The following is a 20,533-nucleotide window of genomic DNA, read 5'->3' on the forward strand; positions in this document are numbered from 1 at the left end:
ACCTATAAAAGAAAAAACACCTGCAAAAAACTTATTGCAGGTGCTTAATTAAATATTTTTGTCTAATTAAATCTGTATCGATTATTTAGGACTAGTCAACTACTTCTGATTCTCAGGAATCACCAATTTCAAAGAATTAATATAATCCGTATCAAATTCAATTACCCTGATTTTTTCAGGATTAAAAGCTAATTCACCGCCAAATTTGCCTTTTGTTTCAAGGAAATCAATTAATAGTTCATCTGGTGTAAGCGAAATCAGTTTACCCAAATAGACCGCTTTTGAAGATTTTTTAGCAATCTGAAAAATGGTATATTTTCTATCAAGAAAATTTACAATAGCATTCAAATCCTGAATCGGAATAATATCTTCTGTATTAATGTTTATTCCTTTTAAGCGAATAACCTTTTCTGTAAAAACGAGGTCTTCATCCCTGTGAATTGCTTCGATATTTTTATTCTTTAAAATAACAAAGCCATCCAAAATATAATCAACAGGATTGTTTCGAAGTAAAATCCAGTCATCAGAATAATCAATAAGAAACCCGGTAAAAATTTCTTTTTTATCCTGAAATTCTATCGCAATTAATTGTCTTAAATATTGTTCCATCATTTTAGTTTTGAAATTCCAATTTTTTTTAAACTCCAAATTCCAATTACACTAAGAGTTGGAATTTGGAATTTAAAATTTGGAGTTTATTTTTTTAAGGATTAGTAGACCAAATACTGCTGTTTTTAATAAAAACCCTGCGGTTTAGTTTAAGCTGTGCAATAATCAATTCAGCAACATCTTCAGACTGCATTACTTTTTCCGGATTTCCATCCGTTAATTTTAAATCGATTGCCAAATCTGTTGCAACTGTGCTTGGCGTTAAGGCAGTAACACGAATATTATGTTTTCTCATTTCCTGCATTAGAGAATCGGTTAAACCCATAACAGCAAATTTTGAGGCACTGTAAGCACTTGTAACAGCATTTCCGTTTAATCCTGCGGTTGACGAAATATTGATGATATCTCCCGTTTGTCTTTCGATCATTTGCGGAATAACAGCGCGGGTTGTATAATACGTTCCCATTAAATTTACCTGAATAATTCTTTCCCAGTCAGCAGGTTCTAATTCCAGAAATTTTCCAAAAGCACCAATTCCGGCATTATTAATCAGGATATCAATAGTTTTAAATTCGGCTAAAGCTTTTTCAACGGCAGCATTTACAGAATTGATATCAGAAACATCTGCAGATAATGCTAAAGATTTTACACCAAACTGATTTACTTCTGCCGCTAATTGATCCACATCGGCTTGTGTTCTGGCAAGAAGAATTACGTTTACACCTTCTTTTGCCAATGCAATGGCGATTGCTTTTCCAATTCCTTTACCAGCACCTGTAATAAGCGCATTTTTATTTTTTAAGTCTGTCATGATTTGTGTTTAGAAATGCAAAAAGCATCATTTTAAGTCTAACAAAAATAAAACTTTTGCCAACTAAAATGATGCTTTTAGGTGTTTTCTTAATCTAAGTTTAACAACTTTGCTATTCTTTCAAAACCATGTCGATACACATAACGGCAGCAAGAATTAATTGTCTAAGCGGACTATCTGATGATACAGTTTCTTCAATTTGAAGTACATAATTATCTGCACTTGTAAAAAACTCTTTTCCTAATCCGGCCCATTTCTTGCTTACTTGTGCAAGCTGTTTATTTTCGTGAGAAAATTTAAAATCCCATCCTGTCCATTTCCCTTGTAATGTTGCAGCAGGTTTGTCATTTTTATCTAAGATTTCAAATCTTCCTCCAAATGAGAAAAATTTCTGTTTGAAGGTTCCAATAAGTCTGTCTTTTTCGTCAAAAACCTCAACTGTTGATCTGAATATTGCAATTCCTCTTTTTACCGAAATTAATTTTTCGCCCGAAGCAGTTGTGATTTCAACATTAAAAGGCGTTGCTCTTTTATAATCTGTAAAACGAAATACTTTTGTAAAGAAACCAAGATTATTTTCTCGGCAGTTCATAATTATTTGATTCGTTTCAGGGTCGTAAATGTCATAGTTGTTAGCAGCTTTAAACATTCCGATATGTTCTTTAACTAAAAATAGATTTTGGCTTAAAATTGGATTCATAGGTTTTAAAATTAATGATTCGATTTAAAAACCAAATGTAAAGAAATATTTATTAATTATATTGTTCGGAAGTTTCAATAAGACGAATAAATTCAGCTTTATAACCTCCTTTGTCGAATGACATTCCTTGTTGTGCTAATTCCGCAATAGCTTCAGATGATTTATCAGAAATTAATTTTGAATCTCTTAGTTTTAATCCAAACCAAGCCACAGCTGTACTAAATTTAAAATCATCACTAGCTCTGTCTAAACTAACGGATTTGTTGTTAATTACCTGAACCATTTCAATACTTTTATCGCCGTCGGGTTTTTTGTAACGAAATTTTATTGTCGCCAGTTCACCGCTGTAATTGTTTGAACTTGTTTCGGTTTGAGTGTATTTTAAATCATCTGGCTGAACGTTTAAGTAATCGCTTTTTATACCAGCCGGAATAATTTCATATAAAGCCGTAACGGTATGATTACTTCCTAATTCTCCGGCATCGATTACATCATTTTTAAAATCTTCAGGACGAAGTTTTCTGTTTTCATAACCAATCAATCGATACGCCTGAACTTGTTTTGGATTAAATTCAATTTGGATTTTTACATCTTTTGCAATCGCAAACATCGATCCTTTAAACTCTTTTCCTAAAAAACGATTTGCTTCCTGAATATTATCGATATAGGCATAATTTCCGTTTCCTTTATCAGCAAGGATTTCCATTTTGCTGTCTTTGTAATTTCCCATTCCGTAACCCAGACAAGTTAAGAAAACGCCTGTTTTTCTTTTTTCTTCAATTAATTGTTCCATGTCAGAATTGGAAGAACTTCCCACATTAAAATCGCCATCAGTTGCCAGAATTACACGATTGTTGCCGCTTTTAATGAAATTTTCTGTTGCAATTTTATACGCCAGTTCAATTCCTGCGCCTCCGGCCGTACTTCCTCCGGCTTCTAATTTATCCAGCGCTTTAATTATTGTTTTTTTCTCGTTTCCAGAAGTTGGAGGCAAAACCATTCCTGCCGCTCCCGCATAAACCACAATGGCTACTTTGTCATTTGGGCGTAATTCGTTTACTAATATTTTTAGAGATTGTTTTAATAAAGGCAGTTTATTCATTTCGCTCATTGAACCCGAAACATCAATCAGGAAAACAAGATTTGAAGCAGGTAAATCGTCTGTCGGGATATTTTTTCCTTGTAAACCAATTTTCAGAATTTTATTTTGTGAGTTCCATGGCGAATCGCTTACTTCTGTATTAATAGAAAACGGATGTTCATTTTTTGGCTGCGGATAATTGTATTTAAAAAAGTTTACCATTTCTTCTACACGTACTGCATCTTTTGGAACTTCTTGCCCGTTATTTAAAAAACGTCTGATATTAGTATAAGAAGCATTATCAACATCAATAGAAAAAGTAGAAAGCGGAGCCGTTTTTGGACTTTCAAAAGCATTTTCTGTAAAAGCATCATAATCTTCCTGCGTTGGTTCAACAGGACGAATAGGAGTGATCTGATTTAGTTTTTTATCTAATTCTTTTTCAGAAAGATTTTTGTAAAGTTCATTTTTGGTCGAAATTACAACGACACCATTTGAAGCTTTACTGCCATAAACAGAAGTTGCCGCCACATCTTTTAAAACAGATACATTGTCAATATCATTCGGATTAATTTTTGCCATTTGATCGGCTTTTATTGCTACTCCGTCAACAATATACATTGGTTCATTTTTTGGAGAAACAGAGACTGCTCCGCGTATGGCAATACTTGGACTTGGACTAGCCATATATCCTGCATTGCTTTGGACCTGAACCCCGGCAACTTTTCCTTTAAGTGCCTGAGAAATATCTTTTTTCTCTTTTCTTTTTTCGGCACGTGCATAATTTCGACTTTCATATTCAGAATCATTTGAGCCATAACCCACAACTACAACTTCACTTAAGGTTTGAGTATCCGAAAAAAGCTGTATATTAATTGTATTTAAATTTTCAACTCTTTGTCTTTGCGTTTTATATCCAATGAAGCTAAAAATAAGCATGTCTCCTTTTTTAGCCTGAATACTGTATTTGCCATCAAAACTGGTTATGTAATTTGCTTTTGAATTTTGATTGATAATAGTAGCACCCGGAACTGGCATAGAAGTTTCATCTGTAACAATTCCTGTAATCGTTCTTTCCTGCGCCATTGACACGAAACATATAAGCATAGCAATGGCTGATGAAATAAGTTTTAGACTTTTCATGATAGTAAGTTTTAAATTAATGTTCGGATTTTTTTCTTAGTCAAAGTTTAAAACTTTGACTAAGATTTTGTGAGTTTTGGCTATTTCTTTAAAGCTGGTTTTCCTGTTTTTGTAGTTATGATAACAACTCCTTTTTTTCCTTTTTCGCCATATTTTGATGTGGCTTCAAGATCTTGTAAAATGGTTATTGTTTTAATGTCTTGTTTGTCTAAAGGAGCATAAGGACTAGTCGGATTATTTCCAAATAAATCATTTTCAGAATAGTAGATTCCATCAATAATATACAAAGGTTCATCTAACACAACTAGAGATTCTACGTTTTCAGGCTCTAGATTTGTAATTTCAGCCTGCATCATTTTGTCTTTTTTCACCTCGTCGCTGTGAGCCATTGCATTTCCATTCAGGATAACTAAAGGTGCACTTTTCTTGGCTCTTCGAGATTCCATTTCTGCAGCAGAGGCTTTAAAAGTTTCTTTTTCTGATTTTCGTAAATATCCGGAGCCTACATCTACTTTATCTTTGGCTTTTGAGACTTCAGTTTCTTCTTCTGAGTATGCGGATTCTGTAACGGCAGGAGCAGGCGCACTAAGTGCAGGCATCGCATCATAATTTGGTGCTGCAGCTACATTAGCAACACTTGGAACTTCATGTATTGCAACTGGTTCTTGTTGTTTTATTTGTTTCTCCAGAATTTTAAGAGCTTCTTGTTTTGGAATTAATTGTGAATCTGCAGCAACTACAGTTTTGTTTTTCTCTATATCAGAATTTGCATTTGTTTCTTTTTCAGTTTCATTAAACACAACCTTATCTGGTGTTTGAATAATAGCCGTTTTGTCTGTTTTTAAAAACTGATATCCTAAAGAGATTACTAATAAAAGTGAAGCAGCGACGGCGATTTTTTTCCAGAGTGCAATGCTTTTTTTATCTTCTTTTCTGTCGAGTTTGTCTTCAAGGCGTGACCAGACTTTTTCCATTCCCGGAAAATCTTTTGGCTCTGCATTATCTGCAGCTTCCTTAAATCTGTTGAATATTTTATCTTGATTGTCCATGACTATTTTGCTTTTTGATAATATAATTTATTTACTAATTCCTTTAGCTTGGTTTTCGCGGCATTCAATTGTGATTTTGAAGTGCCTTCAGAAATGTTGAGCATTGCTGCAATTTCTTTATGTCCGAAACCTTCAATAACAAAAAGGTTAAAAACAGTTTTGCAGCCATCCGGAATATGGTTTAATAAATTAAGTAAGTCTTCTTCTTCTAATGAGTTCATTTCTTCTGTAAATGGCTGTGCAAGCATTTTTACATCATCAAGATACATATTGAAATTGGTGTTTTTCTTGATGGAAGCCAAACAGTAATTAACGGCAATTTTTCTAGCCCAGGCCTCAAAGGCTTTTTCTTCCTTAAGCTGATCTAATTTTGTAAATATGGTATAGAAAGCGTCGGCCAGAGCTTCTTCGATTTCTTCTTCCTTCTTGAGGTATCGTTTGCAAACGCGATACAATTTTGGAGCCATGTGCTCATAAACCTGACGCTGCGCATCGCGGTTCATTTTTTTGCAGTTAGAAATTAGCGTTTCGTTTATCACAATATTGGTCTTTAATTATAAAGAGAGCGAAAAAGATAAAAAGGTTGGGACGGGGTTGAAAAAAAGTTTTTTTTTAGGTTCAAAGGTTCATAGTTTCAAAGTTACAAAGGTTTTATGTAGAGACGCACAGAAGTGCGTCTAATGTACCGTAAAATCGAAATGACATGAAATAAGTTCAAATTTTATTTTTTTGTATTTCGATACCAATCTTCAATTTTCTTAATTGATTCCTTGTCAATTTTTGGATTACTGTTTAAACCTAAATTAATTTTTGTATTAGAAATATATGAGTTTAGAAAAATTATTGCAAAACCTCCAACTTCAGCATCTTCAGTTAAAAGAGTTGAAGAAAAAACATTCATATATCCGCAGCATTTTTCTTTAGAATTCATAACCGAAATTAAATATTCGACATCTTTTGGCCGTACCCAGTTTTCAGGAAATTCTCCAGACAATGTAACAAAATTTAGTGGAGACTTTTTATTGTATCTTTCTTTAAAAAGAATAATAAATGATTTTGGATCTAAATCTTTTGGAGATAAAGTCTTGTGGTTTTTTTTCACATTTGAAGTTAACTCTTCAATACTTAAAGTGCTTAAGTTTTTCTTTTCTTTATTATTTATTTTAAAGGTATAAAATAAATAAGCGCCTGCCGAAAGAGTAAGAATTATTATCAATGAAAGAATTCCTTTTTTCATAAAATTGAAATTATTTTATAAACCTATATTTCTCAATGAAGGTATTTGAAGAGACGCACAGCAGTGCGTCTAACGTATCGTAAATCCACAATTTTTATCATTCAGCATTTTTATATTCTTTGCGGAGACGCACTGCTGTGCGCCTCTACGTTATTATTGTAATCGAAATTCTTTGTGTGTCTTTGTTTTATGATTTTGTTTTAAAGGATGTGAATATTTTAAGAATGGTTTTATTGTAGAGACGCACAGCAGTGCGTCTAACGTCTCGTAAATCCGCAATATTTGTTATTCTGTATGTTACATTCTTTGCGGAGACGCACTGCTGTGCGCCTCTACATTATTATTGTAATCGAAATACTTTGTGAATCTTTGCGTATTTTCTTTGCGAATCTTTGCTGTAAAATCATAACACAGAGCTTCACAAAGATTTCCACAGAGATTCTCAGAGCTTATTTAATAGGCAAAGTCAATTTAAAAATCTTAGTTTCTAAAAGATCCGTATCATTATCTTCGCAAAGTAAAAATTCAATTTTGTTATTTTCTTTTTTATAAAAAGTCAAACCTTCAAATTTATTAGTTGAAGTTATTTTTTGAGTAAAATCAATTTTCATGGTTTTAAGATCAATTCTTCCAATAAAACTTCCAAGGATTTCCCCATCGTCGTAAGTTGATTTTGTGTCTTCGGCAGTAGAAAGGAAATAGATTTTATCTTCTACTAAAATAGCATCGGTAAAGCTGGAACGAACGCCTTTTATTTTTGGCAGTTTATAATTAGTCGCAACCAAAGCAAATTCGTCACCAAGGCTTTTGGCATGAATGGTAAAAATGGTGTTTTTGTTTGAAATTCCGTTTCCGCGGTTGAATAAATACCAGTTTTCGCCGTCAAAAACTGCGCCTTCAAGATTGAAATCTTCTGGTTTTATAGAACCGAAATTCTGCATTACGGCATATAGATCGACCAGATTATTTTTTTGTAAAACTGTTTTTGATTTAATATCAAATTCAATCATTTTGTTTCGGTTTTCGGTAGAACCGGAACCAAAAACATAAAGTGTATCGTTATGATGCGTTAAAGATTCGAAATCAGGTTTTAGATTTTTCGGAATATTTTGCGTTGGATTATCAATTAAAGGATGCTGGTTTAACTGCTGATTCTGCATATTGTATTCGTATAAGAATCCGCTGTTGTCGCCAATAATATAAAGCGCATCATTATTATAAAATAATCCTGATGCCGAACCGATTCCGATGATTTGAAATAATATCTCTAATGTAAATTTTTCCATGAATGTTGTTTTGAAAATAATTGCCCAGCCCTGATAGAAATGAAAATACTTTGAAAAGAAATTGAATTTTTTCCTGACAGAACAAAGCGACCAGCGGAAGCTCTTGTTATGGCTTTGGAAAAAAGCAATTTATTGAAAAAGTATTGCAATGAATAGCAGGAATATGCTTCGTAAAATTACTATATTTATGATACAAAATTTGAAAATATGAAATCGCTGTTTTGAAAAAGTCATTTAAGAATGCATAAATGAAAAGCGATAACATATTTTACCTCTTAAAAATGAAAATCAAAAAATATGAAATCAATAGACCCGAAAGATTTTAAAGTCACAGATAAAATTAAATTAAGTAAACTTCCAACTTTATTAAATATTGATGCAAGCGATGATGAAAAAGAAGAGAAGCTGGATAAAGTTCAGGCAAAATTAAGCGATTTTCAGGATGTGATGTATGCGCACAATAAATATGGCGTTTTGATTTGTCTTCAGGGAATGGACACTTCGGGAAAAGACAGTTTGATTAGGGAAGTTTTTAAAGAATTTAATCCGCGTGGGGTTGTGGTACATAGTTTTAAAACACCAAATTCGACTGAACTGGAACACGATTATTTATGGCGTCATTATATTGCTTTGCCTGAAAAAGGAAAATTTGCGATTTTTAACCGAACGCATTATGAAAATGTTTTGGTAACGAGAGTGCATCCAGAATTTATTCTGGCAGAGAATTTACCGGGAATTAATTCGGTTGACGATATTAAACCTAAATTTTGGAAAAACCGAATCGAACAAATCAATAACTTCGAAAAACACGTCACTCAAAACGGAACTGTGATTATGAAGTTTTTTCTGCATTTGAGTAAAGATGAACAAAAGAATCGTTTATTACGCCGTTTAGAAGAAGGAAAACACAACTGGAAATTTTCTCCTGGCGATTTAAAAGAACGTGAACATTGGGATGAATATCAGCAATATTATGAAGAAGCGATAAACGAGACTTCGACAGAAAATGCGCCTTGGTACGTAATTCCTGCAGATGATAAAGATATGGCGCGTTATATTGTAGCGAAGATTATTTGGGAAGAAATGAAACAATACACCGATATTCAGGTTCCGGAATTGCCTAAAGAAATTAAAGACAATTTTGAAACGTATAAGAAGACTTTGGAGAAAAGTTAGGGATTAGATAATGTGTCAATTTGATCATTAGATAATTTTTCAACATTATATACAAACCCGACAGATTTTAAACCTGTCGGGTTTATTTTTTTTTAGGAGTCATAAAGTAAGACTCTTTTTTCGGTTTTATGTTACTGCAAGTTTAAGTGTATTTTTTATTACTAAATTAATGTTAATTTTTTTGCTCTCGTAAGGTGTTTTTATCAAAAGCCTTATTTTTTTGATAATGTCTAAGTCATTTTTAGTTAAAGAGTAGGGATTTACTTTGTAAAAAAATAAAAACCAATATTTAGCTAAATGAAACGAATTATTTTACCTCTACTTATTTTAGGTTCGGTGTTTACATCTTGTAACGACAACGATTCTAAAGACGAAACAGAAACAACAAGTGTTGTGTTAAAAAATCAATCTGTAACGCCAAGTTTATTAAAGGCACAGGCAGGTTTTGAAAACCTGAAGATTTATTCTCTTTTTAGTTCAGATGACGTTTTTCCAGATAGTCCAAATTATATTTTTGGAGGTTCTGCAGATGGTTCTGGTTTATTAAAAAATACAGACGGAACTTTTACTTTTTTGGTAAATAACGAAGACAACTTTTCAGTTTCAAGAATTACACTTGACAAAACATTCAAACCTACTAAAGGGGAGTATTTGTTAAATTCAAGCGGAGGAACCTGGAGATTGTGCGGCGCAACTATGGCTACACAGGCAGAACATGGTTTTGGACCAGTTTATTTAACTTGCGGAGAATCTGGAGAAGAATCTCGTACACATGCTTTAGATCCTTACGGAAGCGCAGGTTCGGCATCTGTATCTAAAGAGTTAGCAAGTTTTGGTCGTTTAAGTGCAGAGAATGCTTTGCCATTACGTTCTTCTGCTTACAAAGGAAAAACGGTTGTTGTAATTGGTGATGACGATTCTGGTACTTACGGCGGACAAGTTTTTATGTATGTAGCAAATACTGTGGGTGATTTAACTAATGGTTCTTTGTATATGCTAAAAAGAAACGACGATAACCAGAGAGAAAAAGATATGGAGACTGGTAAAACTTACCCAGTTTCTTTTGTAAAAATTGACGATCATAAAACGCTTACAGGTGCGCAGATTAATGCGGCTGTAAATACTTTAAAAGCGGTTAAATTTGGTCGCGTAGAAGATTTAGATTACCGTAAAGGCGGCGATAATGCAGATCGTGAATTGTATTTTAACGTAACGGGGCAAGATGTTACAACAACTAATGCTGACGGTTCAAGAACTAAATACGGCAGGGTTTACAGATTAAATCTTGATGCTGCTGATCCTTTAAAAGGAACTCTTGAAGTAATTCTTGACGGAGATAACCGCAGCGGAATTGCTGGTAAATTCCAAAATCCGGATAACATTTGTGTGACCAAAAACTACGTTTACGTTGAGGAAGATGCAAACGGATACGGGGATGAAACTCACGATGCTTATATCTATCAATACAATATTGCTACAAAAGTTTTGAAAGTTGTAGTAGAATTAGATCACCGTCGTACAGCAGCTGATGCTGCTAAATACAACATTGGCGGAACATCTAAATTTGGAAGCTGGGAGTATGGAGCTTTGATTGACGTGTCTGAACAAGTTGGTATCGAAGATACTTTTATGTTAAGTGTACAACCGCATACCTGGACAGGAGCAAAATATAAAAATCCTGATGGAGGAGCAAACCGCCCGAGTGAGCAGCAAGCAAGTCAAATTGTAGTTATACAAGGTTTGGCAAGATAAATTGTTAAGTAATAATAAAACAGTTATCCACTATTTCAATTTGAGGTAGTGGTTTCTGTTTTTCTGCATATTCCTCTTTTAATTGTCATTACACCATGAAAAAAATATATTGTTTGTTATTCCTGCTTGTGTTTGCTGCTTGCCAGAAAAAGGACAAACATCAGGAAATAAATACATTGTTTCAAAAAGATATTACTTTATTAATCGAAAAAGTTAATGAACTTAAACATTCAGTAGCATCTGATGCTGCAGAAGCGCAAATTCAGAAACAATTTCTCGAAGCCCATAAAAGTTATAAAAAAGTTGAATTGTTAAGCGAGTATTATTCGCCGGCAGTTTCTAAATCAATCAATGGACCGGCAATACCTGAGTTTGAAGACAATGATAATATAACCGTTCCGCCCGAAGGATTTCAGGTTGTTGAAGAATTAGTTTTTCCTAAATACGATAAAAACAATAAAAAAGAACTGCTTCAGGAATTAGGCGTTTTATCGGCAAATTTAATTCGGTTAGAAAAAGTTTCCAATTCAAATGAATTGACAGATGCTCATGTTTTTGATGCCATGCGATTAGAAGTTTATAGAGTTATTACTTTAGGAATTACAGGATTTGATTCGCCGGTTGTGTTAAACTCACTTCCGGAAGCTTCAGTAACTTTGGAAACAATCGAAAAATATTATCGCGTTTATCTGGAAAATAAAGAAGTTTCAAATTCCAAGCAAGTACTTGAGGTTTTAGAAAAAGGAAAAAAATATTTACAGGCAAATAACAATTTTGATGCATTTGATCGTGCTTATTTTATCAAAGAAATTTTAAATCCTTTAAGTAAAGGACTTTTTAAAACACAGACAGAATTGGGAATTCCGTTAATGAAAGAACAAAGAGGTTTAAAGCCAACAGCCCAAACACTATTTGATAAAGATGCTTTTGATCCCGAAGCCTTTTCAGGTTTTCCTGATTATCAAACAACGCCGGAAAAAATTGCTCTTGGTAAAAAGTTATTTAATGACCCCATTTTATCAGGAAACAATACACGCTCGTGCGCTTCGTGTCATCATGCTGATAAAGCTTTTACAGACGGATTAGAAAGGGCAGTTACATTAGATGGAAAATCAATGATTCAGCGTAATACACCTACGCTTACAAATATTGCTTTTCAGCGTGTGTTTTTTACAGATTCGCGAGTAAGTTATCTGGAAGATCAGGCGGTTGCAGTAATTAAAAATGAAAACGAAATGCATGGATCTTTAGAGAAATCAGCATTGGCGATTCAAAAAAATACGGACTATGTAAAAGAGTTCAAAAAAGCTTTTCCAAAAGGAGAAATAAACGAATTTGCCATCAAAAATGCTTTGGCATCTTATATTCGCTCTTTAAGCCATTATGATTCAAAATTTGATGATTACATGCAGAATAAAACAACTTTTACAGCAGATGAAAAAGCAGGTTTTAATTTGTTTGCCGGAAAAGGGAAATGTGCAACCTGTCATTTTATTCCGCTGACAAACGGAACTGTTCCGCCCAATTTTGACAGATCTGAAAGTGAAATTTTAGGAGTTCCTGATAAAAGTAAAAAACTGGATGGCGATTTAGGAAAGTTTGTAATCACGCAGGCTGCTATTCACAAAAATTCGTTCAAAACACCAACAATACGAAATATAGAACTCACAGCTCCTTATATGCATAACGGTGTTTATAAAAGGCTGGAAGAAGTGATAGATTTTTATGATCAGGGCGGAGGAGTAGGTTTAGGATTTAATGTACCAAACCAAACACTGCCCGAAGACAAATTGAATTTATCGGATAAAGAAAAAAAGCAGCTGATTGCTTTTATGAAAACGTTGACGGATAAAAAGTTCGCAAATGAGAATTAGATAATGTGTCAATTTGATAATTAGATAATTGGTTTAACTTTAAAATTTATACGCACCTATCTTTGTCAAAGTTTTAAACTTTGACAAAGATTTCTCAATCAAAATCTTACCACGATCAAACCCGACAGGTTTTTAAAACCTGTCGGGTTTGTTGTTGGAAAGCAGAAACCTGTATTGTGTTATTTTTGCCACAGATTAAAGGATTTTCACTGATTGTTTTTTTAGAATAGCCTTTGCAAAAAATCTTTTTAATCCTTTTAATCTGTGGCAGAAAAATAAACGGAACAGTAATAAACTATTTGGTCTATGATAATTGAATGGAGATTTTTATAAAGTATTTTTTTCGATACTTTAATAAAATACAAAACCCGGAAGACTATGAAAACTTCCGGGTTTGTTACCAAAAACAAAAAAATAAAATAAACCTTTCTTTTTATAGATCAAAACCATACGCTAAACGAAGCGCAATTTGATTGGTATTGAACTTGTCGTAGTCCTCATAACGGACACTCACGTCAATGTATTTGTTGGCATACCCAATTCCTGGAGCCCATAAAAATGTGGTGTCATTATACCCGTTTGTTACTGCAAAACCGGCACCTACTTCACCCAGAACATAAAATTGATCTTCCCAGAAAAAAGCTTTAAAACCAGCTTTTGCAGGAATAAATCCTAAATCTTTTATGTTGTTTCCTAATTCATCTTTACCCCCCACAAACAAGTTTGTAAAACCTGTAGTTAATGTCAAAGATGTTCTTTTAGATAAGTCATATTGTAAACGAACGTCACCACCAAGTGAAAAATCATAATCGTCAGTATCAGTTGGGATACCTCCGTTTAAACCAATTCCTAACCTAAAACCCTGATCGTAATTTGTTGCTGCATTATCTTGAGCAAAACTGGCATTAGAATAAAAAAATGCGAATGCAGCGAGGCATATAAACTGTAATTTTTTCATGGCATATATCTTTGAATTATTAATAATGTAAAAGTAAAATAGAGGCCTTTTGGAGTTGTTATATAATTTTTAGAAATCGTTATATAATATTACGATAAGCTAATTTTAGCCTTAAAATTGGCTTATCTTTTTATTAATAGGATAGAATTCCAAGCTTCTCATTATCTTTGCCCACTAAAAAAGCAGTAAAGTGAGTTTAAAGCAGTACACCAAAGAGTTTTCGTATAATTTCAGACTGGCATATCCTATTATATTAGGAATGGTTGGGCATACCTTAATAGGTATTGTCGACAATATAATGGTAGGGAAATTAGGAAGTACAGAATTGGCGGCAGTTTCACTTGGAAACAGTATGGTTTTTATTGCCATGTCATTAGGAATTGGTTTTTCAACTGCCATTACACCCATTGTAGCCGAAGGCGATGCTGAAAAAAACGATGGCAAAATTCGATCTGCATTTCACCACGGGTTGTTTTTATGCGCTATTATCGGGTTATTGCTTTTTACTTTAATTGTATTGGCAAAACCATTAATGGAATTGTTAGAACAGCCTAAAGAAGTAATTGTACTGGCAAAACCATACTTAGACTGGGTTGCTTTCTCGCTGATTCCGTTAGTAATGTATCAGGGTTATAAACAATTTGCCGATGGTAAATCGATGACTAAATATTCGATGTACGCCATGATTATGGCAAACGTACTTCACGTAGGAATCAATTATGTGTTGATTTACGGCATTTGGTTTTTTCCTAAAATGGGAATTATCGGTGCGGCGCTTGGTACTGTGATTTCGAGAATATTTCTGGTTATGTTCATGCATATTATGCTGTCAAGAAGAAATGACTTAAAACACTTTTTCAAAAATTTCAGCTTCAGTGAAATTAAAAGCGCAACGCTTAAAAAAATAATAAACTTAGGATTTCCGTCAGCTATGCAAATGCTTTTTGAAGTCGTTTTGTTTACCGCTTCCATCTGGCTTTGCGGCAATATTGGTAAAACCAGTCAGGCGGCCAATCAAATTGCGTTGAGTTTATCATCGCTTACTTTTATGTTTGCGATGGGATTAAGCGTAACGTCGATGATTAGAGTAAGTAACCAGAGAGGATTACAGGATTATAAAAACCTAGTTGTTGTGGCGCGTTCTATATTTTTGCTTGCCATTGTAATCGAAACATTTTTTGCATTTCTGTTTGTCGTTTTTCATGATTTTTTCCCGCATATCTTTTTAAATATGGAAAACAGCGGACAAATTTTAGACAATACCGAAGTAATCGAAATCGCGTCAAAATTATTATTGATCGCTGCCATTTTCCAAATTTCAGATGGAGTTCAGGTTGTAGTTCTGGGTGCATTACGTGGTTTGCAGGATGTCAAAATTCCCATGTATATTACTTTTGTAGCCTATTGGGTTGTTGGTTTTCCTATTTCGTATTATTTAGGAGAATATACAGACTGGAAGGCGCAGGGCGTTTGGATAGGGCTTTTGGCAGGATTAACCACAGCGGCAATTTTCCTCTACATGCGCTTTCATTACCTCACAAAGAAATTAATCTCAAATTCATTTGCAAATAACTAAATTTGAGGTTTAAAAATATAGCCCACAGATTACACAGATGAAACAGATTCTATTTTGTTTGAATAAAAATCCTTTTAATCCGTGTAATCTGTGGCAAAAAAACAGCCTGTTTAACAGGCCATTGTAAAACATAAAATAAACATATATAAAATGGACTTACCTAAATTTTTACTTGGCGATAATACTGATTTTCCAGATGATATTTTTATCATTCACCTTGATTATCCAAGATTTATAATCAACTTAAAAGATGATGAGGTTGAATTTATGGAAGAAGCCGAAGATCTTGATGAAGCAGAATTAAATGCCGAAATGGAAGGCCTTATTGTAAAGGCAAACGAATTTTACGACAGAGAAATAAACCGTTACGAAGAATAAAGACGCATTTGTAGAGGCGCACCTGTAGAGACGCACAGCAGTGCGTCTCCTATGTTTCCAAGTTTTTTTTAAAGTCTTTTATTCAGCAACGAAAATTGCTCGCAAAGTCGCAGAGACGCAAAGTTTATTTAAAGACTTAAAAAAAACAAAAACTTCGCGACTCTGCGACTTTGCGAGATTAAAAAATAACAGATTGAAACAAAAACTTAGCGAGTTCACATCTTCCCATATTCTCAACCAAAAACTAATATAAATCATCTAATGAAAAAATTAAGTTATTTAAAACCTATTTTCAATTTTATATTAATCGGATTACTGATTACAACCTTAAGCCGAATATTTTTATTTTTCCTTTTTAAAGAAAGGGTAGAGCAGACGCCAGATTTCTGGTATATATTTCCAATTGGTCTGCGAATGGACTTGATTTTACTTTGTTATTTATCGTTTCTGCCGGCCGTTTTAATTACTTTTCTGCCAAATAAATGGTTGAAATTCACCAATAGGTTTTTGGTAATTTACAGTTTCTTATTCCTGTTTCTGATTCTTTTTGTAGAATTAGCTTCGCCGGACTTTGTAAAACAATACGACACACGTCCGAATAAAATTTTCTTAGATTATCTGATTTACCCGAAAGAAGTAGTTGGAATGCTTTTAAAAAGTTACCTGACTTCCATTATTGTAACTTTCCTGATTCTGGGAGTTGTGATTTATTTTGCCTTCAAAAAAGGAAAAAAATATTTCCACACAACCAGCACTACATATAAAATCAAACTGATAGCATTTCCGTTAGTAGCATTTTTATTGTTTTTCGGAGCACGTTCAAGTCTTACTTCAAAACGTCCTATTAATGCCAGTAATGCTGTTTTCTCAACAGATCAATTGACGAATACTTTAGGGTTAAATTCATTTTATACCGTTGCATTTGCCGCTTATTCGATTAAGAATGAAGGAAACACAAAAATGTATGGTAAAATGGATGAAGCCGAAGCCATTGCCCGTGTAAAAAAATACATGATTGCCGGCCCGACAGATTTTACAGATGCCGAAATTCCGTTTCTGCATGTACAGCAGCCGGATTCTGTTAAGAAGAAACCATATAATTTGGTGATATTTCTACAAGAAAGTTTAGGCGCAGAGTATGTTGGAATTTTAGGTGGAAAACCTTTAACGCCTGAATTTGATAAATTATCGAAAAAAGGATTATTGTTTACCAATTTATACTGCACCGGAACCAGAAGTGTTCGCGGAATCGAAGCTGTTGTAACGGGATTTTTACCTTCACCGTCTGAAAGTGTAGTGAAACTTGGAAACTCACAGCAAGGTTTTTTCACACTTGCCGATGCTTTAAAACAAAAAGGGTACGATACGAGTTTCATTTATGGCGGAATGGCAAATTTTGATAATATGGCTTCGTTTTTCAACGGAAACGGTTTCAGCGATATTGTAGATCAGGAAGATTTTGAATCAGATGGAAATAAATATGCTTTCAAGGGAACTTGGGGTTATTCTGATGAAGATTTAGTAACCAAAGCCAATAATTATTTTAAATCAAAAGGAGATAAACCATTTTTCTCTTTAATGTTTTCGACTTCAAATCACGAACCATTTGAATATCCTGCGGGAAGAATAAAACAATTTGATAAAAAAGCTGCAACGGTAAACAATGCCATGAAATATGCCGATTTCTCGATTGGGAAATTCTTCGAAATGGCTAAAAAAGAACCGTATTTTAAAAATACTATTTTCATTGTAATCGCAGATCATAACACGAGAACCTACGGAAAAAATTTAGTACCAATAAATAAATTCCATATTCCGGCCTTTATTATGGGACCTGGAGTTCCAAAAGGAGCTGTTTATGACAGACTGGCAAGCCAAATCGATATTCCGCCAACGTTATTAAGTTATTTGGGACTTCCGTTTGAAACACCAATGGTGGGAAGAAACCTGAGTAAATTAGATCCAAAAGTGCAGGGGAGATCGATTATGCAATTCAACGATATCAACGCATTTAGAGTTGAAAATCAAGTTGTTATTATGCAGCCGAATTTGAAACCGCTTCAATTCGAAATCAAAAACGATACGACTTTAATTCCCGTTAAATTAAACGAAGAATTAGCAAAAGATGCCTTAGCGCACGTTATAACTGCAGGTAATTTATACAAGGAAAATAAATATAAGCTTAGAGGAAAAGGTTCTAAGTAGCTAAGATTATAAGTTGCTGAGTTTTTGAATAACAATATTTAGAAACCTTAGCAACTTAGAACCTCAGTAACTTAGTAACTTTAAAAAGGCTGTTAGGTATGTAATTTCATACTTAGCAGCTTTTTTTTGTGTTAAAATTCAAACAAAAAGGGTGACAAAAAATAAATTTAATTGATCTATACTAAACCAAAGGCGTAACCCGAAAAGCCAATAATAGAGTAGGGATCAATTAAATTAATTTATTATGAAAAGTTTACAACAAAAAAAGATTAAAAAATCTGAAGTATTAAAAGTGATGTTAGTTTTTGTGTTTGCAGTTTTTTTTATAAGCTGTAACAACGATTCAAGCGAAGATCAAAATGCTGAATCATCAAAAACAGAACAGCAAAATCAGTTAACTTCCAGAAGAATCTATGATGACATTGGAATTCTTGTGCGAAATTGGGGATCACATAATGTTGACTGCAGCCAGCCAGGGGGCTTTTGTTCTCATGTTTATACCATTGGCTGGCACGGTTTTCTTATACCAAATACTGACGGAACACCAGTACGTGTTACAAATGAAAAAGGAAATTTTGTTATGGAAATTCAAAAAAGTGCTTTGACTGAAGAACATCAAAAAGAATTATTACGAAATGGAGAATTTTATGTAATACCTGAAGGACAGATTATACAACCGGAATTAGTTAAACCTTTAAAATTCAATTCAGATATTTTAGTTCCTGGTAAATATCCTATTCAGGAAAGTGAAGAGACTTATACAATTTCAATTAATGTAAAATAAATGAAATATTTAAAAAAGCTTTAAGAAATTAGAAGCTCTTTTTATATTGATTTAATAAAAGCTGAGCGGCTGCAAAAGGTGATATTTCATTGTTTTGCACCGCTTTTTTATTTTGTTCCAATAATGAAATGATTTCGGGCTGATTGTAGAAATTTTGTTTCAGTTGTTCGTTGATCGTTTCCATCATCCAAAACTGGTTTTGCTCGTTTCTTTTTTCCTGAAAGAAACCCGTTTCTTTCGTCAGTTCAAAATAATCAGAAATGGTGTTCCAGATTTCAGAAATTCCCTCTTTTGTAATCGCACTGCAAGTCGTAACTTTTGGCTGCCAGTTTGATTTTTTTGGCGGAAATAAATGCAAAGCCCTGTTAAATTCCAGTTTTGCCTGATTGGCTTTTTTGATATTATCCCCGTCGGCTTTGTTGATGACAATTGCGTCTGCCATTTCCATAATACCGCGTTTGATGCCTTGAAGTTCATCACCTGCGCCGGAAATTTTTAATAAAAGAAAAAAGTCAACCATACTGTGAACAGCGGTTTCACTTTGTCCCACACCAACCGTTTCAATGATTATCGTGTCAAAACCAGCAGCTTCGCATAAAATAATCGTTTCACGGGTTTTACGGGCAACGCCGCCCAGGTTTTCTCCAGATGCACTCGGACGAATAAAAGCATTTTCATCTTTTACCAATTCTTCCATTCGGGTTTTATCGCCCAGAATACTTCCGTGGGAAATCGAACTGCTGGGATCAACAGCCAGAACTGCCACTTTTTTTCCTGCCTGAGTCAAATAAGTTCCAAATGCCTCAATAAAAGTACTTTTTCCAACTCCTGGAACACCCGTGATTCCTATGCGGATTGATTTATTAGCATGCAGAAGACAGCCTTTTATAATTTCGTCTGCTTTTGCGGCATGATCAGGATTGGTGCTTTCGATAAGTGTAATGGCACGGCTCAGCGCGGTTATATTTCCGGAAAGAATTCCAGAGATTAATTCAGAAGCAGAAGGTTGCTGCCTGCGTTTGTTTTTAATTTGATTGATAGCCGAAACATTGGTGATTTCAGGAGATGAAATCCCAGCTTTTTCAGTTAAACTGCTCGACTGTTTTTTTAAACTTGACAAAATACTTTTTTAATATTGTAAAAGTACAGAAAACAAAAACAGTTTCAAAAAAAGGATTTCTTTGAAATTGTGGGTTGTTAGGTTTGCCACAAAATTACACGAGTTTTTTTGTCATCCTGAGCGTAGTCGAAGGATACGCAAGAAGCTCTGCAAAGATTGGCGATATGCTTTGCGCCCTTCGACTTCGCTCAGGCTGACACCGATAGTATTAATCACGCCGTTTGTCATTTCGACCGAAGGGAGAAATCTGCGCAAGAAGCTCTACAAAGATTGGCGATTTAGTTTGTGGAGTTACTTGCGCAGATCTCTCCTTCGTCGAGATGACAAAATTGTGGTGAAAAGTTTTTGCATCTTTTGTGTCATTTCGACCGAAGGGAGAAATCTGCGTGAGAAGCTCGACAAAGATTGAAGACATACTTTACGGAGTTACTTGCGCAGATCCCTCGTTCCTCGGGATGACAAGATTGTGGAGAGACGAGAGTTTGTCATTTCGACCGAAGGGAGAAATCTGCGTAAGAAGCTCGACAAAGATTGAAGACATACTTTACGGAGTTACTTATGCAGATCCCTCGTTCCTCGGGATGACAAGATTGTGGGGAGAAGTATAGTTTGTCATTTCGACCGGAGGGAGAAATCTGCGCAAGAAGCTCTACAAAGATTGGTGATTTAGTTTGTGGAGTTACTTGCGCAGATCCCTCGTTCCTCCTTTAGATTTGTTTTTTTAAATTTAAGTAGATTTATGATTGAGAAAGGAAGCAAAAGTAAACTATTCGTTCCTCTGAGTTTGTGACTCA

Annotated in this window: 17 protein-coding genes; 7 read left to right on the forward strand and 10 right to left on the reverse strand. The window is 34.2% G+C overall.

The features are described from left to right. Positions 1 to 99: 99 nt before the first annotated feature. The 8 genes from FLAPXU55_RS02240 to FLAPXU55_RS02275 form a co-directional block, all read right to left on the reverse strand. The gene (locus FLAPXU55_RS02240; protein ID WP_317044747.1) at positions 100 to 612 is read right to left on the reverse strand and encodes a hypothetical protein; all 513 of its coding nucleotides are present in this window, start codon (positions 610 to 612) and stop codon (positions 100 to 102) included. Positions 613 to 703: 91 nt separating this feature from the next. After that, entirely contained in the window at positions 704 to 1,420 is a 717-nt protein-coding gene (locus FLAPXU55_RS02245) for a 3-ketoacyl-ACP reductase (RefSeq protein ID WP_180856386.1), read from the reverse strand. A gap of 112 nt (positions 1,421 to 1,532) precedes the next feature. After that, positions 1,533 to 2,120 carry an LURP-one-related/scramblase family protein gene (locus tag FLAPXU55_RS02250; RefSeq protein ID WP_180856387.1) on the reverse strand — a complete coding sequence of 196 codons (588 nt, stop codon included), beginning with the start codon at positions 2,118 to 2,120 and terminating at the stop codon, positions 1,533 to 1,535. A gap of 52 nt (positions 2,121 to 2,172) precedes the next feature. Further along, positions 2,173 to 4,344, reverse strand: a complete 2,172-nt coding sequence (locus FLAPXU55_RS02255) for a vWA domain-containing protein (protein ID WP_180856388.1) — start codon at positions 4,342 to 4,344, stop codon at positions 2,173 to 2,175. Positions 4,345 to 4,424: 80 nt separating this feature from the next. Next, positions 4,425 to 5,393 carry a hypothetical protein gene (locus FLAPXU55_RS02260; protein WP_180856389.1) on the reverse strand — a complete coding sequence of 323 codons (969 nt, stop codon included), beginning with the start codon at positions 5,391 to 5,393 and terminating at the stop codon, positions 4,425 to 4,427. A 2-nt stretch (positions 5,394 to 5,395) separates the two neighbouring features. Continuing rightward, positions 5,396 to 5,896 carry an RNA polymerase sigma factor gene (locus FLAPXU55_RS02265; protein WP_053474076.1) on the reverse strand — a complete coding sequence of 167 codons (501 nt, stop codon included), beginning with the start codon at positions 5,894 to 5,896 and terminating at the stop codon, positions 5,396 to 5,398. Positions 5,897 to 6,114: 218 nt separating this feature from the next. Beyond that, on the reverse strand, positions 6,115 to 6,630 hold the full coding sequence (locus tag FLAPXU55_RS02270) for a hypothetical protein (protein ID WP_180856390.1): 516 nt from the start codon (positions 6,628 to 6,630) through the stop codon (positions 6,115 to 6,117). 449 nt (positions 6,631 to 7,079) lie between these two features. Next, on the reverse strand, positions 7,080 to 7,916 hold the full coding sequence (locus FLAPXU55_RS02275) for a DUF6929 family protein (protein WP_180856391.1): 837 nt from the start codon (positions 7,914 to 7,916) through the stop codon (positions 7,080 to 7,082). A gap of 297 nt (positions 7,917 to 8,213) precedes the next feature. On the opposite strand from FLAPXU55_RS02275, the gene FLAPXU55_RS02280 reads away from it, so the two are divergent. The 3 genes from FLAPXU55_RS02280 (at position 8,214) to FLAPXU55_RS02290 (ending at position 12,718) form a co-directional block, all read left to right on the forward strand. After that, positions 8,214 to 9,092, forward strand: a complete 879-nt coding sequence (locus FLAPXU55_RS02280; protein ID WP_180856392.1) for a PPK2 family polyphosphate kinase — start codon at positions 8,214 to 8,216, stop codon at positions 9,090 to 9,092. 297 nt (positions 9,093 to 9,389) lie between these two features. Beyond that, positions 9,390 to 10,844, forward strand: a complete 1,455-nt coding sequence (locus FLAPXU55_RS02285; protein WP_180856393.1) for a PhoX family protein — start codon at positions 9,390 to 9,392, stop codon at positions 10,842 to 10,844. A gap of 95 nt (positions 10,845 to 10,939) precedes the next feature. Next, positions 10,940 to 12,718 carry a cytochrome-c peroxidase gene (locus FLAPXU55_RS02290; RefSeq protein ID WP_180856394.1) on the forward strand — a complete coding sequence of 593 codons (1,779 nt, stop codon included), beginning with the start codon at positions 10,940 to 10,942 and terminating at the stop codon, positions 12,716 to 12,718. Between the two features lie 433 nt (positions 12,719 to 13,151). On the opposite strand, the gene FLAPXU55_RS02295 is transcribed toward FLAPXU55_RS02290, so the two are convergent. Beyond that, the gene (locus FLAPXU55_RS02295; RefSeq protein ID WP_180856395.1) at positions 13,152 to 13,676 is read right to left on the reverse strand and encodes a hypothetical protein; all 525 of its coding nucleotides are present in this window, start codon (positions 13,674 to 13,676) and stop codon (positions 13,152 to 13,154) included. Positions 13,677 to 13,866: 190 nt separating this feature from the next. Here FLAPXU55_RS02295 and FLAPXU55_RS02300 point away from each other — a divergent pair, with 190 nt between their 5' ends. From FLAPXU55_RS02300 to FLAPXU55_RS02315, 4 genes are all read left to right on the forward strand, one after another. Beyond that, positions 13,867 to 15,252 (forward strand): MATE family efflux transporter, encoded by a 1,386-nt coding sequence (locus FLAPXU55_RS02300; RefSeq protein ID WP_180856396.1) that lies wholly within the window; start codon positions 13,867 to 13,869, stop codon positions 15,250 to 15,252. A 150-nt stretch (positions 15,253 to 15,402) separates the two neighbouring features. Further along, entirely contained in the window at positions 15,403 to 15,630 is a 228-nt protein-coding gene (locus FLAPXU55_RS02305; protein WP_073484329.1) for a hypothetical protein, read from the forward strand. 261 nt (positions 15,631 to 15,891) lie between these two features. After that, entirely contained in the window at positions 15,892 to 17,835 is a 1,944-nt protein-coding gene (locus FLAPXU55_RS02310; RefSeq protein ID WP_180856397.1) for an LTA synthase family protein, read from the forward strand. A 244-nt stretch (positions 17,836 to 18,079) separates the two neighbouring features. Continuing rightward, positions 18,080 to 18,619 (forward strand): hypothetical protein, encoded by a 540-nt coding sequence (locus FLAPXU55_RS02315; protein WP_235991981.1) that lies wholly within the window; start codon positions 18,080 to 18,082, stop codon positions 18,617 to 18,619. A 28-nt stretch (positions 18,620 to 18,647) separates the two neighbouring features. On the opposite strand, the gene meaB is transcribed toward FLAPXU55_RS02315, so the two are convergent. Then, complete coding sequence (gene meaB / locus FLAPXU55_RS02320; RefSeq protein ID WP_180856398.1) at positions 18,648 to 19,739, reverse strand: methylmalonyl Co-A mutase-associated GTPase MeaB; 1,092 nt, start codon at positions 19,737 to 19,739, stop codon at positions 18,648 to 18,650. Positions 19,740 to 20,533: the final 794 nt, after the last annotated feature.

Origin of the sequence: Flavobacterium panici, from assembly GCF_903819335.1 — a bacterium.
GTDB lineage: Bacteria > Bacteroidota > Bacteroidia > Flavobacteriales > Flavobacteriaceae > Flavobacterium > Flavobacterium panici.

Bases quoted from the DNA above. Each gene is read 5' to 3' on its own strand.
- FLAPXU55_RS02245 (WP_180856386.1), bottom strand. From the start codon at position 1,420: ATGACAGACTTAAAAAATAAAAATGCGCTTATTACAGGTGCTGGTAAA.
- FLAPXU55_RS02310 (WP_180856397.1), top strand. From the start codon at position 15,892: ATGAAAAAATTAAGTTATTTAAAACCTATTTTCAATTTTATATTAATC.
- FLAPXU55_RS02275 (WP_180856391.1), bottom strand. From the start codon at position 7,916: ATGGAAAAATTTACATTAGAGATATTATTTCAAATCATCGGAATCGGT.
- FLAPXU55_RS02295 (WP_180856395.1), bottom strand. From the start codon at position 13,676: ATGAAAAAATTACAGTTTATATGCCTCGCTGCATTCGCATTTTTTTAT.
- FLAPXU55_RS02265 (WP_053474076.1), bottom strand. From the start codon at position 5,896: ATGAACCGCGATGCGCAGCGTCAGGTTTATGAGCACATGGCTCCAAAA.
- FLAPXU55_RS02305 (WP_073484329.1), top strand. From the start codon at position 15,403: ATGGACTTACCTAAATTTTTACTTGGCGATAATACTGATTTTCCAGAT.
- FLAPXU55_RS02290 (WP_180856394.1), top strand. From the start codon at position 10,940: ATGAAAAAAATATATTGTTTGTTATTCCTGCTTGTGTTTGCTGCTTGC.
- FLAPXU55_RS02250 (WP_180856387.1), bottom strand. From the start codon at position 2,120: ATGAATCCAATTTTAAGCCAAAATCTATTTTTAGTTAAAGAACATATC.
- FLAPXU55_RS02270 (WP_180856390.1), bottom strand. From the start codon at position 6,630: ATGAAAAAAGGAATTCTTTCATTGATAATAATTCTTACTCTTTCGGCA.
- FLAPXU55_RS02280 (WP_180856392.1), top strand. From the start codon at position 8,214: ATGAAATCAATAGACCCGAAAGATTTTAAAGTCACAGATAAAATTAAA.
- FLAPXU55_RS02255 (WP_180856388.1), bottom strand. From the start codon at position 4,344: ATGAAAAGTCTAAAACTTATTTCATCAGCCATTGCTATGCTTATATGT.
- FLAPXU55_RS02315 (WP_235991981.1), top strand. From the start codon at position 18,080: ATGAAAAGTTTACAACAAAAAAAGATTAAAAAATCTGAAGTATTAAAA.
- FLAPXU55_RS02260 (WP_180856389.1), bottom strand. From the start codon at position 5,393: ATGGACAATCAAGATAAAATATTCAACAGATTTAAGGAAGCTGCAGAT.
- FLAPXU55_RS02285 (WP_180856393.1), top strand. From the start codon at position 9,390: ATGAAACGAATTATTTTACCTCTACTTATTTTAGGTTCGGTGTTTACA.
- FLAPXU55_RS02240 (WP_317044747.1), bottom strand. From the start codon at position 612: ATGATGGAACAATATTTAAGACAATTAATTGCGATAGAATTTCAGGAT.